This window comes from Desulfoscipio sp. XC116 (assembly GCF_039851975.1).
Lineage (GTDB): Bacteria > Bacillota > Desulfotomaculia > Desulfotomaculales > Desulfallaceae > Sporotomaculum.
On sequence record NZ_CP156660.1, the window covers coordinates 3,721,645 to 3,735,337 of the forward strand.

The 13,693-nt window shown below is 48.3% G+C and carries 10 protein-coding genes; 1 reads left to right on the forward strand and 9 read right to left on the reverse strand.

Going from position 1 to position 13,693, the window contains the following annotated elements; translation table 11 throughout:
- Positions 1–34: 34 nt before the first annotated feature.
- The 7 genes from ABDB91_RS17565 to ABDB91_RS17595 form a co-directional block, all read right to left on the reverse strand.
- Positions 35–646: an indolepyruvate oxidoreductase subunit beta gene (locus ABDB91_RS17565; RefSeq protein ID WP_347488975.1), complete on the reverse strand. Its 612-nt coding sequence runs from the start codon at positions 644–646 to the stop codon at positions 35–37.
- Positions 647–2,566, reverse strand: a complete 1,920-nt coding sequence (locus tag ABDB91_RS17570) for a thiamine pyrophosphate-dependent enzyme (RefSeq protein WP_347491654.1) — start codon at positions 2,564–2,566, stop codon at positions 647–649. It lies immediately after the preceding gene.
- A gap of 5 nt (positions 2,567–2,571) precedes the next feature.
- The gene (locus tag ABDB91_RS17575; RefSeq protein ID WP_347488976.1) at positions 2,572–3,672 is read right to left on the reverse strand and encodes a Coenzyme F420 hydrogenase/dehydrogenase, beta subunit C-terminal domain; all 1,101 of its coding nucleotides are present in this window, start codon (positions 3,670–3,672) and stop codon (positions 2,572–2,574) included.
- 72 nt (positions 3,673–3,744) lie between these two features.
- Entirely contained in the window at positions 3,745–6,207 is a 2,463-nt protein-coding gene (locus ABDB91_RS17580; RefSeq protein ID WP_347488977.1) for a diguanylate cyclase, read from the reverse strand.
- A gap of 512 nt (positions 6,208–6,719) precedes the next feature.
- Positions 6,720–8,111, reverse strand: a complete 1,392-nt coding sequence (gene asnS, locus ABDB91_RS17585) for an asparagine--tRNA ligase (RefSeq protein ID WP_347488978.1) — start codon at positions 8,109–8,111, stop codon at positions 6,720–6,722.
- A 314-nt stretch (positions 8,112–8,425) separates the two neighbouring features.
- Positions 8,426–8,590: a hypothetical protein gene (locus ABDB91_RS17590; RefSeq protein ID WP_347488979.1), complete on the reverse strand. Its 165-nt coding sequence runs from the start codon at positions 8,588–8,590 to the stop codon at positions 8,426–8,428.
- A gap of 117 nt (positions 8,591–8,707) precedes the next feature.
- A complete protein-coding gene (locus tag ABDB91_RS17595; protein ID WP_347488980.1) occupies positions 8,708–10,006 on the reverse strand; it encodes a solute carrier family 23 protein in 1,299 nt (432 codons plus the stop codon).
- Between the two features lie 654 nt (positions 10,007–10,660).
- Here ABDB91_RS17595 and ABDB91_RS17600 point away from each other — a divergent pair.
- Complete coding sequence (locus tag ABDB91_RS17600) at positions 10,661–11,242, forward strand: nitroreductase family protein (protein WP_347488982.1); 582 nt, start codon at positions 10,661–10,663, stop codon at positions 11,240–11,242.
- Here the strand turns inward: ABDB91_RS17600 and ABDB91_RS17605 are convergent.
- Both ABDB91_RS17605 and ABDB91_RS17610 read right to left on the reverse strand, forming a co-directional pair.
- On the reverse strand, positions 11,223–12,146 hold the full coding sequence (locus tag ABDB91_RS17605; protein ID WP_347488984.1) for an EamA family transporter: 924 nt from the start codon (positions 12,144–12,146) through the stop codon (positions 11,223–11,225). The two genes, ABDB91_RS17600 and ABDB91_RS17605, sit on opposite strands and share 20 nt — an antisense overlap.
- Before the next feature lie 277 nt (positions 12,147–12,423).
- Positions 12,424–13,662, reverse strand: coding sequence for a CinA family nicotinamide mononucleotide deamidase-related protein (locus ABDB91_RS17610; protein ID WP_347488985.1), 1,239 nt, complete (start codon positions 13,660–13,662; stop codon positions 12,424–12,426).
- Between the last annotated feature and the right edge of the window lie 31 nt (positions 13,663–13,693).

Sequence of the window (13,693 nt, forward strand, 5' to 3'; positions counted from 1 at the left end):
CAAAGGCCCGAACAACAATGTTAATGTTCTTAAGTTAACCGGCCACCCGCCGGTGACCCAGCTCAAAGGCGGCCAGGTTTAAATCCCGCACGCTGTCCTTAAACAGCAGCTCAATTGCTTTAGTAAAATACTCCCGGCCGAAGGGCAATAAGCCGCTTCCCACCAGTGCTCCGGTCATCACCATGTTGGCCGCCAGAGGACTGCCCGCCTCTTTAGCCAACTCCGTGGCCGACAGACAGTGCACCCGGGCTACTATCTTTCTGATAGTCTCCTCTATACGATGTGGATCGGGGTACTTATCCTCCCCCAGCAAACAGCCTAATGGATAATTGGGACGGTCGTTCATAATCATTACCGTATCCGGATTAGCGTACTTCACCATGACCCGCAGGGTTTCCAGCGGCTCAAAGCCCGCAATCACACCCGCCCGGCCCCGGGGAATCAGCGGGCCATAGGCTTTATCTCTGGAAATGCGCACATGACTCATCACCGAACCGCCCCGCTGGGATACCCCAAAGGTTTCACCTACCACCACCCGGTACCCGGCTTCGACAGCAGCCACGGAAATCACCTGTGAAGCCAGCACGTTACCCTGACCGCCCACACCGGTAATGATAATATTCAGCGGTTCCCTAAAAGCGCTCATTCATTCCACCGTCCCTTCCACCACAATAGCCTGCTGCGGGCAAAGGGTGGCGCAAACTCCACAGCCGTTGCATACCGCCTCGTCAATACGGGCCTTGCCATGTTCGGCATCCCAAATATTGGCCGGACAGGCAAATACTTTGCTGCAGAACCGACCGCAGCCGCAAGCGTCGCCAATGCATTTATCCCAATCCACATACACCCGGTTTTTCCGCTTGCCCTTCACCGCCGCCAAGGCGCAGGTGCGCCGCAATATCAGCACCCGTGGTCCGGACTGCTCCAGCATCTCGCATACCGCGTTTACAGTAGCGTCAACGTTATAGGGGTCGGAAATAGCATAGGGTATGTTCAACCCCCGGATAATATCTTCCATGGGCACGGTATCCGCCGGCTCGCCGGTGGCGGTTGTCCGCCGCCCCGGGTGGGGCTGGTGGCCGGTCATGGCGGTGGTTTCATTGTCCAGCACTACACACAAAAAGTTAGCACGGTTATAGCGGGCGTTAACCAGCGCAGGCACTGCGGCATGATAAAAGGTGGAGTCACCCACCACGGTAATTACAGGCTTATTGAACCCGAAGCGGTCCAGCTTGCCCAGTCCCCCGGCTATACCCACCCCGGCGCCCATGCAGTGCATGGTTTGCAATAAATAATAGCCCGTTCTGACAATTCCCAGAGTATAGCAGCCGATGTCCCCCAGCACGATTCCTTCCCGGCCGTCCAGTTCCAAAGCCGTACGAATAGCCCAGAAGGATGCCCGGTGCGGACACCCGGCACACAGGGCCAGTTCCCGGTCCGGCATCTTCTCGCCCAGCATCGCCTCGGCCTCCAGGGAAGTCAGCAACAGCGGATCAGCACGAGGTACGTCAAATATCTTAGCCAATGCATCGGCCAGCACATCCGGGTCCAGTTCTCCGATGCCCGCCCCCGCGGGACCGGCCACGTGCCCGCTCCGCTTGCCGTAAAACCTAACGCCGCCCAGTTCGCTCCAGTGCCCGGCCGCCAGGGCCATCACGTTATCCTCCACAAAGGGCTCCACTTCTTCGGCAAAAACCACTGCCGATGCTGTTTCCAGATAGCTGAGCAGCAGTTTTTCAGGCAGCGGCCAGGTGGTGCCCAGCTTTAGCACTCCCACACTGCCGGATAAACCCAGCATGTCCAACGCTTCCAAAGCATACATGACGCTCGGCCCGCTGGCAATGACCAGCCGGGCCGCTTCGGACGGCCCGGTATAGCTGTTAAAAGCCGAGTCACCGGCTGCATCGACCGCCCGGGATAGCTTCTGTTCAAGCTGGGCGTGCATTCTAATGGAAAAGGTAATTACCCGGTCATGACGGCCAAAAACAGGCCGGCGCTCGGGACGGGCTATTTCCTCCAATTTCACGTCTCCACTGGCGTGGCAAACACGGGTGACGCAGCGCACCACTACAGGTAATTTTAGCTGTTCGGACAAAGCAAACGCTTCCCTGGTCATATCCTTGGCTTCCTGCACCGAGGACGGTTCCAATATGGGTAAATGCAGCGCCTTGCAAAGATTGCGGGAATCCTCCTCACGCACGCTGGAATGGGCCGCGGGGTCATCACCCACCAAAATAACCATTCCGCCCCGAGTGCCCGATATAGCCAGAGCGCCGGCAAAATCCAGGGCCACATTAAGACCGTCGGCTTTCATAACTACCAGAGAGCGCAATCCGGTGAAGGAGGCGGCGGCCGCCCCTTCCATGGCCACTTTTTCATTAACCGACCATTCCACATATAAATTGAACTGCCCGGCTACTTTGGCCAGAGTGCCCAGCACCTCCGCAGTGGGTGAACCCGGGTAAGATGCCGCGTAAGCCACTCCGGCTTCCAGGGCGCCCCGGGCAAGGGATTCGTTGCCGGTCAGGGCCACTCGCACCCCGGGCTGTTCCTTACATACTCCCATAATAGTCACTGGCTGACACCTCCCCACTGTTCTTCCAATTGCCGGCGATATTCCTCCGGCACCACCGGGCAGCCCGGCCGGCCCGATTGATAATCGTCACTTGCCAGCACCCGCATTTTTTTATTCAATGTGGCCCGTCTTAACACAGGCAACCTCCGGGCCGGATAATCCTTAATTTCAATAATATTTTTATCCAGAGCCAGGTCGAGCAAACGACGCCCCTTGTCCGAGCGGACCAGCAGAGTGTTCCAGGCACGATCATACTCCGTAGCCCCCACCGCGATATCCGCCCACTCGGAGGTGGGGTCCAGGCACAGGTTGCAGGCTTTGTGTATATATGGGCGCAAATCATCCATGGACCAGTGATAACTGCCGGCGCTGGTTTCTACCACCGGACCGTCCTCGGGAATATCCATTTTGACAACCTGCTCACCCTTAACCTGTCCGGCTAGAAAGCCATAAAAATCCGGGGTTAAGGAGGCAAAACAAAACAACCCCAGTACCAACTCCACCGCGCCGGGCCTGTTAAACTGCGCCCCCGGCAGGCCGCCTTGCTGCATTTTACGCACCGCCGCCACCTGGCAGGGCCGCCCCACCACGCCCAATCCGGTCAAGCCATCGCGCACCGCCCGGTTCAGCTCCGCCAGGGTGGGCACGCCTACATATTTGGATCCGGCACAAGCGTGAACCTCACCGGATGTACGAGCCAGTACCGGATAAGGGTTGTCCGCCTCTCCGCCGGTAAGCACCGCCCCGGTAATCAATCCCCGCTGCAAGGCCAGTGACGCCAGCGCCGTAGTCACCCCGCCGTATTGGGCACCGGGAGCTTTATCGCCCAGTGCCCGGGCAAAATAAATGCCCTGCAGCACTCCCAGGGCTTGGTCTTCCCTTTTCCGGCCAAACACTGCCAGATCCATCTTCTCCACGTCCAGCCCGGTTTTGGGACAAACACTGTAGCAAGTGCCCTCGTCCAGCCCGCAATGGTATATAACCCTCACCCGATCCCGCCTGGTTTTAATATATGGGCACAAACCCACGCACAGGCCACAGACAGAGCATAAATCGCCAGATAATATATCGTTTTTCAGCCGTTCCTGACCCGGCACGACAATACCCCCAATCAGTTAATTAATATAGACATTATATCATTACTCATCAAGTTATAATCATGGGCATAACTACATCTCACCCATTGACTCAATAAAAGCCCTGACCAACGCAGGATCAAACTGTGTCCCGGCGCATCTTTGCAGTTCCGCCAAGGCCTCATCACTGCTTATAGCCTTACGGTAGGGACGGTCACTGGTCATGGCATCATAGGCGTCGGCTATGGCCAGCATGCGACAGGCCAGCGGAATTTCCTCACCCTTTAATCCCAAAGGGTATCCCCCCCCATTCCACCATTCATGATGACTTAGTATCCATTCGGCAATAGGTCCCAAATCCGGGGAGGATAGCGCAATGCGGTGACCTATTTCACAGTGCCGCTGCATCTGCTCGGCTTCCTCGCGGGTTAAAGGGTCCGGCTTAAATAATATGTTATCCGGAATACCCACTTTACCTATATCATGAAACTGAGCCAGCAGGCGCAGGTCGGTTACACTATGCTCCGGCATACCAATAAATCCGGCCATATTCGCCACCAGATCCTGCAGCCGGTCGGCGTGGCCTTCGGTAATAAAATCCCGGGCTTCCAGCGCTTTCATAAGTGTCTTTACAATAGCGCTGCGAACGCTTTGCTTATGGTGTAATTTCTCTCTATACATGTTATTGTCCGCTTCCTTGTATATATCTCTCCAGTTGACATTGCTTTTGTCGTTTACCGCAAAACCGATGGACATGCTCAGGGGCAATTCGGGGTCAGCGGCATTGTGTCCGGCAACAGCTTTCCGGATTCTTCCGCAGACACCTTCCACCGTTTTTTCGTCACTGTGGGGCAGCAGCACGGCAAATTCATCGCCGCCCATCCGGGCAACAATATCCCTCTTACGCAACGATTCTTTTATTACACCGGCGACCAGTTGAAGAAGCTTATCCCCGGTGTCGTGCCCCAGCGTATCGTTTACCAACTTAAGCCCGTCCACATCGCAAACTATCAGCCCCAGCGAATGCCGACCGGTTTCCAGACGGCGCATCTCCATCTCAAAATGAGCCCGGTTATAAAGACCAGTCAGGGAATCGTACAAACTAAAATATTTTAATTGTTCCTCCATCTCCTTGCGATCGGTAATATCCCTGGCAATCCCCTCCAGGGCAATTAAGACAGCACAATGATCGTATATGGGCACAATGCTGTGTTCAAGCCAAATTACCCGACCGTCTTTGTGTATCCACTGCATAGTTACATTTTCCCTTAATTGACATGTACCGGACATTAAATTATCAATTAAACACTGTGCATTTGCAGGCACCAATTTATAAATAACAGAAGGATCCGCATAATATTCTTCAGGAGTATAGCCGGTTAAAGAATATAACGCCGGGCTTACATACTCAAATTTAAAATCGGGTGCAAGTTGCAATCTATACACAACATCCCTGGCATTTTCAGCCAGCAATCTGAATCGCCCTTCGCTTTCCCGCAAGTTCTGCTGGGACTGTTCCAGAGCACCCAGCATAACGTTAATTGAATTGGCCAGAACACTCAATTCATCTTTGCCCGACACGATAACCCGAGCCGAAAAATCCCCGCTGTCACCAATGGCGTATACGCTGTTACTTAGATATTCCAACCGGCCTAATATAATCTTTTCTACAAGCTGCCAGACCACTACGCCAAAAATCAGGCCCGCAATTAATAAAGTTATGAAAACGTGAAGCAGGCTGGTTTCACCCTGCCTGTATATCTCTCTGGGCGTATTGACTTGCATGATAATACCGTTTTTATTGTAAATATCTTTTACCACGACATATCCCGCTATAGATAAATCATCCAGAGGCTTTACGTAATAGTTTTTTTTAGCGGACGCATTTTGCAGCTTTTCAATAACATCGTCCTGAACGGATCCATCCCGGAAGTCATTGAAGTTAATTAACAGGTTGGTTCTCTCAGATAGCTGCCGAATGGCCGTCTGATCAAGGAAACGCCCCATAATCAGCGAACCATGGGCAGGACCCTCATGGGCGCTGGTTAAAACAGGATATGAAGCAACCAGCATAGGACCTTCAGGAAGTATAATAATTCCCGCCCTGCCACCGTCTACACTCCAATGACTAACCAGTGTGCCGCATGCAGCAATATGCCGCTCCAACCCCTCGCTCAGGGGCGTTATTTTATTGATCTCCCAATTATAACCCTGCCCTGAAACAATATGTCCCGAATTATCAGCAAGTATCAACGCGTCAATTTGAAGATTTTGAAAAGTCCTGTCAGCTAAATTGGAATTTATATATTGTTCATTGTAATCATTCATAAAAGCATAGGTATCATCACATCCGGCCCAATCGCGGGCAACCATGGCCAAACTATCTATTTCACCTTGCAGTGCATTCAGGGCACGTTCAACATTTATGCGCGCATCCCTTTCCTCCAACTCGGCGAAACTGTTCATTAGTATTGCTTTATTTACCCAATACAGCATTAGCACTAAACCCAAAAATATTAAACATATATTAAGCATGGTCTTACTGCGTAATTTCATGAAAACGCAACCTCCAACGTTCTTTTAACATTCTAAGAGTCTTTAGCAACATATAATAATAGTTTCACTGAGGAGGAATAGCATAAATATTATCAATCAAGGATTTTACAATATAATCAAACCCGATAAATTATTTCTTAAAGTAAAAATAAATAGTTACCTAAAATTACCAGAGCATTAGATAAAAAAAAGATAAGCCGCAAAAATCCCTTACAGGATAGCTTATCTAAACAATACGACACTAATCTATTTAATTCCTCTTATTCCAACTTTTTTTACTATTTTATTACTTGCTTTATATCTAAAATCACTATCATATACATAGATAGCATACCGTTTGTGCGGCACCGGCAGAGAATGAAAATAGTTAGTTTGTCATTGCGAGCGCAGCAAAGCAATCCCAAACTCCAAAGCAAGTCCCCAAAGAAATGCGGGCTATAAAACGGAGCTTGCCACGTCGCTTCGCTCTTCGCAATGACGGACTTTAAGCGTTGCGGATTGCCAAAGGCAATTTAAAACCCCGCGTTATTTGGTGTTCTGGGGAAAGATATAACATCCCGGATATTGCTCATTCCCGTTAAATACATAATTAACCTCTCGAAACCAAGCCCAAAACCAGCATGTTTGGTACCGCCGTATTTTCTAATATCCAGGTACCACCAGTAATCTTCGGTATTAAGCCCCAACTCCGCCAACCTTTGCTCCAAATAATCCAGCCTTTCCTCCCTCTGGCTGCCACCAATTATTTCGCCCACCCCGGGAACCAGTAAATCCATCGCCGCCACCGTCTTTTGGTCGTTATTCATGCGCATGTAAAAAGCTTTAATCTCCTTGGGATAATCCGTAACAAAAACAGGCTTTTTAAAATGCTTTTCCGCCAGGTAACGCTCATGTTCGGTTTGCAGGTCACATCCCCATTCCACGGGATATTCAAAATTTACCCCGGAATGCTGAAGAATATCAACGGCCTCCGTGTAAGTGGCATGGCCAAAATCAGATTTTACTACGTTTTCCAAACGGGCCAGCAACGATTTATCAATAAACTTATTGAAAAATTGCACTTCCTCGGAAGCGTTCCCCAATACGTAACCGATAACATATTTCATCATCGCCTCGGCCAGGTTCATATCATCCTTTAAATCCGCGAAGGCTATTTCCGGCTCAATCATCCAAAATTCAGCGGCGTGTCTGGGGGTATTGGAATTTTCCGCTCTAAATGTAGGCCCAAAGGTATAAACATTACTAAATGCCAGGCAATATGTCTCCACTTCCAGCTGGCCGCTTACCGTCAAGTTGGTTTCCCGGCCAAAGAAATCTCTGGCAAAATCAACTTGGCCGGCTTCATTACGGGGAGTGTGATCAAAATCCAGTGTGGTTACCCTGAACATTTCCCCGGCTCCCTCGGCGTCACTGCCCGTAATCACAGGGGTGTGCACATAAACAAAGCCGCGCTCCTGGAAAAATTTATGAATAGCGTAGGCAACTATCGACCTGACTCTAAAGACAGCGGAAAAAGTATTGGTCCGGGGCCGCAAATGGGCTATGGTACGCAGGAATTCAAAGGTGTGTCTTTTCTTCTGCAATGGGTAATCCGGCGCGCAAATACCCACTATTTCTATATTCTCGGACTTTAATTCAAAAGGCTGCTTCGCCCCGGGAGATTCAACCAGCTCTCCTTCCACGGTAATGGCGGAACCGGTGACCAACTTTACCACTTCTTTATAGTTGCCCAGGTTTTCCTCAAAAACCACCTGCAAATTGTCAAAAAAAGTACCGTCATTAAGCTCAATAAAGCCAAAGGCCTTAGATGCCCTCACCGTTCTCACCCAGCCGTTGACCCTTATTCTCCGGCCCAAATACTTATCAGATTGCCTATAAAGCTCTCTTATTCTTACTGTTTGCATCTTTCTCACCTCTCCGCAAAGTACTTAGTATACTGACATAATGCTGCTCTTTAGTATTTCCCTGTTACCATATTACTACAATATATAGACTGAGCTGTATAAAAACCAAAATTTAAAAGGAGCTGTTGCCCAACGGGCTAAATAGTCCGTTGAGCAACAGCTTTTTATAAAGATATCGGATTATTATCGGCATAATGCGCTTAATTTAATTTTATAAAGGAAAGGAAGCATCGCTCACTACTTTAAGAAAGTAATTTCGCGACACTCCCTTTTTAATAGCGCCAGATTATGTTGGCAAATACACGGGTACTACTTCAGTGCGCATCATCACGATGATCAACTTTTTTTTGTTTATTGCCCATATCGGATAGCCCTTCCGCAAACTCGTAAAAAGGAATAAAACCGGCCTCGGTATTGTCCCTGTGTATCGGTACCTTCATATTGTTCAAGCCCTTATCCTTGTTTTTTATTTTTTTCAAGGGTTTCACCTCCTGTATTAGCAGTGTCAAAAACTCGGTCAATCAACCCCCGGTAAGTATTGGCATGTTTACATAATCACCAAGTCCGAAAATATAGCATTTAAAACGAACTGATTTTTATTTATTGCGGTATATCACATGCTCTAAAAACATAACCGCTATAACGCCCACCACAAAACCATTACCCAAAATTGGTCTTAGTGAAACAGGCAGTGTGTTTAACTCCTCCGCAGGGAAAAAGGAAACGACAATACCCAACATAATAGGCAAACCGATAATCAGCCCGCTGTCAAAATCAAATTCCATTGAGCCAAAGGCCATAAGCAAACCGGCCGCTATTTGCGAACACATAACATAAATAAGCACCGTACCAATAATTACTGAAGGTATGCTGTCCATAAACGCAATGGCCACGGGCAGAAAGGACAGCATTAACAGACCCAGGGCGGCGGGAATCAAAGTAAACCGTGAAGCACATCCGGTAGATGCTATCACCCCCGGACTGAGTGAAAAATTAACCGGCCCGACAACCCCCAGAAGACCCGACAGCACATTGCCCAGACCGGTAAAGGTGATCCCCCTGGTTATGCGTTTAGGCATATCATCGAGTTTTAATAATTCACCCACGGATTGTATTGAACCAAGGTCATTTATGGCTAAGGCTAAAAAGCAAATCAGAAACGAAAGCAGCAAACCAGGCTCCAAAGATATTTCGAAAGTGATGTCTTTAAAAGAAGAGGCCAGCAATTGATAACCGCCGGTTTCCAATCCAACCGCCTGCGGAGACAGCACCGAATAGGCCAGTGTGCCGATAAGCATGGCCCAGATAATTAAAGTTGATTTCCATATGCCGGTTAAAAACTTGTTGGCGACAAACATTAAAAAGACCAGGATAAAAGCAAACGATAGATTAAACAGGGAAGATACTCCGCTGCCTGAAGGCGGCAGTATCATATTCATGATCGTGGGCGTAAGAGTAAAGGCTATGAGCAACAAGATCGCCGCCACCACCCGGATCGTGAAAAACTTTTTCAAATGGGCAAACAGACCGGTGAGACTAAATAAGGTAAGTATAATACCCCCGATAAAAATAGCTGAATAAATAGCGTTAATACTGCTTCCCCGGCCCGCTAAAACACCAATGAGCAGCACTGCCGCCGGACCCACAATCAGCGGCAGGCGATGCCCCCACAGCAACTGAACCAGCATAACCAGACCCGTAATAAAAAATAATTTCTGCACATAGATGATCTGTTCCCCCGGATTATCAAAATGCAACACTGCCACTACCTGGCCGATAATTATAATTGTGGGAATAGAAATAGCCAGCCACTGTAAGCTGAGCAGCAGCAATTCCGTCAAGGGAGGAGACTCATCCAAATCGTATTTTAATTTTATTTGATTCAAAAAGATCACCCGGCTCTCTATGTAATTATTGCAACATATGCAATCACAATCAGTTAATTGTATTTTATAGCTTTTTGCAAAATTGTTCAAAGTTCAAACCAATAACAATAAAGCCCGACTCCTTTTTACGGAAGTGGGCATTCAGGAAGAGAAATCGCTTTGCAAGGTTCTCCAATCGCCGTTTTCATGGTAGTATTTATTAAATACATAAACCTTGCCGTTATGAATATTTTAGATGCTATACAAAAAACGGGCGCAAGCGGATTTCCAGGATTAGCTCAGCTAATTCCGTTATGCACCGCAGGCAAAAAAATTGTAATTATAGCCAGAATAATAACCAGAAAATAGAAACCTCTTATTTAGAACACCTGCCCTTTCCGGAAAGTTACCAAAGTGCGCCAAACCTTCCGGTACATTTTATTATTATTGTAAAGGGTATTTATTAAATTAATATTAGAGAAATATTAATTATTTTTTATATTTACATGGCGGTAAATAACATTGAAGCAAGTTCTAAAACTCAGGGGGAGATTCAACTCCCCCTGAATTTTAGAACTGCAAATGCATGACTTAATTGGCATTGTACTCCCACTTATAGAAGTGAGAGACTTACCCGCGCCAAGTTAGTCAGGTTAAATAAATCATGGAAGGAGTATAAACCCATTGCTGCAACAATTTAAAACGCTTATTGAAAAAAACAGAAGCTATCGCCGGTATCAACAGAATTTTTTAGTCGATTACCAGGTGTTGGAGGATTTGGTTAGCCTGGCTGGATTATCGGCTTCCACGGCCAACAAACAACCTCTTAAATACGTCATCTCCAACAAAGTCCAAACCAACCGGCAAATTTTTTCCACCCTGGCCTGGGCCGCCTACCTAAAAGATTGGCCCGGTCCTGCCGAGGGGGAAAAGCCATCGGCTTATATAATAATTCTGGGCGACACCGGCATCAGCAATAATTTCGGGGTGGATTCCGGCATAGCCGCTCAGAGTATTCTCCTTGGCGCCGCTCAAATAGGGCTGGGCGGTTGTATTCTTGCCTCCATACAGCGCAACAAGCTGCGCGAAGCACTCGGCATTCCTGAACTTTATGAAATATTATTGGTTATCGCCATTGGCAAACCAAAAGAAACCGTCGTTTTGGAAACGGTTCAAGACGGTAACATAAGATACTGGCGGGACTCGGAAGGCCGGCATCATGTCCCCAAACGCCCGCTTAAAGAAATTATTTTAAATCACGATTAAACTTAAGTATTTTGGCCGGACCGGTGTTTTTAGATAACCTGGCAGGCAGCTGCACAATAACTACCGCCGAAACTACCAGCACCGCGCCCAGTGCTTGAACCGGATCGAGCACCTGCTTTAAAAAAACGTATGCTAAAAAAACAGCGACAACCGGTTCCAAAGTGGCGATAATACTGGCCCGGCCGGCTTCAACATGTTTCAAGGCCGCGTTATAACATAAATAAGCCAATAACGTCGGCACTATACCGATATACAAAAGATAAAACCAGGCGGTGCTTTCATAGTGACCGGCAAACACTTCAGCGGGAAAATGTAAAAATGATAAAAATATTAAGCTAATCCCCTGGGTATACACAATCACCGTCCAAGGATGGACGCTGGCTGAAGCCATTTTGCCGAATATTGAATACATAGCATAGCAGAAGCCCGCCAGTAAGCCCATTAAAATACCCGGCAAATTTAATTTCAGGTTATTTATATCATATCCTTTAACAACTAAAAAACACCCTGTAGTTGTCAATAAAATACAAAATATTTTTCTTAAGTCAATATTTTCTTTAAAAACAAGCCTGGAAATGACCACTACCATGGCGGGAGCCGTATACAGCAATATGGCCGCCATTGCCATACCGGTTTTATCAATAGCATTAAAATAAGCATAGTAAAACATAGTCACACCAATCACGCCGTATAAAAAAAGCAGAGGCAGTTTATGCAGTTCAATTTTAAGGCGTGGCCGGTTAAAAACCAGGCAAATTACAAACATACCGAGAAAACATATCGCTGCCCTGAACCAAATCACCTGCTCGGGCGCAAGGCCGAGGGCAAACAGTTTTTCCCCCGGTATGCCTATACTGCCCCAAGCCGTTGCCGCCAGTAAAATCAGCGGATATGACAACCTCATACACACACCTCCAATTCCAGCCGGGCCTCCTATCAAAAATACACACCATCCATTATTCTAACAGATTGGTACAGCGCATTGTACTCTAACAATTCAACAGTATTGCAATAAAAAGGCAACAACCCGCGCCCTCCGCACTTTTCCATGGCAAGCAGGATAACCTGATTTCTTAACTACCATTTGGCTGCAATTATATAGGAAAATAATTAAGGAAGCAAAAGAGCCATGCCCCTGCTTCCTCTGTACGCAAGATTATCCAAAGGCTTACTTCCCGCCTCTAAAACGGTATACCGTGCTTTAGGTACCGCCATAAAAATACCAGGGCCACGGCAGCGGCCCGCCTGGTTATCGCTTCCCGCTCGCCGCTCCATAACACCTTTTTCAACATTAAGCGGCCGTTGCAATCCGCGGCTATATATAAATTGTATTCCTGTACCGCAGCATCGGCCTTCTCGCCCGGCTCCACAGCTACAGCCATCCCAATATCGGCGCCAAACTGTTTTCCCACCAGGGAGGCTATGCGCCCGGCCCTTGCCTCGGCCTTTTGCGGTATATCGCCCGACATCAGGCAGGCTTTTTCCTGCAGCCGCCGGTAGTCCCTGGCAATCAGCCCGGCTATAAAGGTATATTCCGCACCATCGGCAAAAGATAGTTTATATGCCAGCTGCCCGCCGGTAAAGTTCTCCGCCACCGCAACCGTTTTGCCCTGCTCAAGCAAAATCCGGGTCACCGCCCCGGGCAAAGTCTCATCATCAACGCCAAATATATAAGAGCCCAAGCGTTCCCTGATTTCGCTTTCCATATTGTCAATCATTTCCTCCGCAAGACTTGCCTGGCGCGCCTTGGCAGTGATGCGCAGGTGCACTTCGGAAAACTTGGCCGTGGGGGCTACGGTTGGATTGGCACTTTTTAATAAGTCGCTTAGCTTATCATCCAGCAACGACTCGCCAATACCGCAGAATTTAAGCACCCTGGATTTTATGATCCCCACTTCGTCCGCCAGCTTACCTCGCAAATAAGGGATGATTTGATCCCTTATCATCATATTGAACTCTATGGGAGGGCCCGGCACCAGTATGTATGTCTTGCCGGCCTGTTCCAGTATAATACCCGGAGCGGTACCGATGGGATTGTCTACAGCCCAACCGCCTGCGGGCACCAGCGCCTGCTTTAGATTATTTGACGTAACGGGTATGCCGCGCCGGTCAAAATAACGCCTGACCACTTTCAAGGCCTGATCATCCTGCACGAGATCCAACCGCAATGCCCCGGCCAATGCTTCACGGCTGATATCGTCTTCAGTCGGCCCCAGTCCGCCGCCAACGATAATCAAGTCGGCACGCCCGGCCGCCTGCTTAATAGCCGCGGCACAGCGCTGCAGATTATCACCCACGGTAACCTGGTAATATAAATTTACGCCCAGCGCGGACAACTCTTGTTGAATCAACTGCGCGTTTGTATTTACTATCTGACCGAGCAGGAGTTCCGTACCGGTAAAAATAATTTCACATATCATTTATATGCCCCCTTGAACTTGAAACCACTTC

Bases quoted from the DNA above. Each gene is read 5' to 3' on its own strand.
- ABDB91_RS17570 (WP_347491654.1), bottom strand. From the start codon at position 2,566: ATGGGAGTATGTAAGGAACAGCCCGGGGTGCGAGTGGCCCTGACCGGC.
- ABDB91_RS17580 (WP_347488977.1), bottom strand. From the start codon at position 6,207: ATGAAATTACGCAGTAAGACCATGCTTAATATATGTTTAATATTTTTG.
- ABDB91_RS17610 (WP_347488985.1), bottom strand. From the start codon at position 13,662: ATGATATGTGAAATTATTTTTACCGGTACGGAACTCCTGCTCGGTCAG.
- asnS (WP_347488978.1), bottom strand. From the start codon at position 8,111: ATGCAAACAGTAAGAATAAGAGAGCTTTATAGGCAATCTGATAAGTAT.
- ABDB91_RS17565 (WP_347488975.1), bottom strand. From the start codon at position 646: ATGAGCGCTTTTAGGGAACCGCTGAATATTATCATTACCGGTGTGGGC.
- ABDB91_RS17605 (WP_347488984.1), bottom strand. From the start codon at position 12,146: ATGAGGTTGTCATATCCGCTGATTTTACTGGCGGCAACGGCTTGGGGC.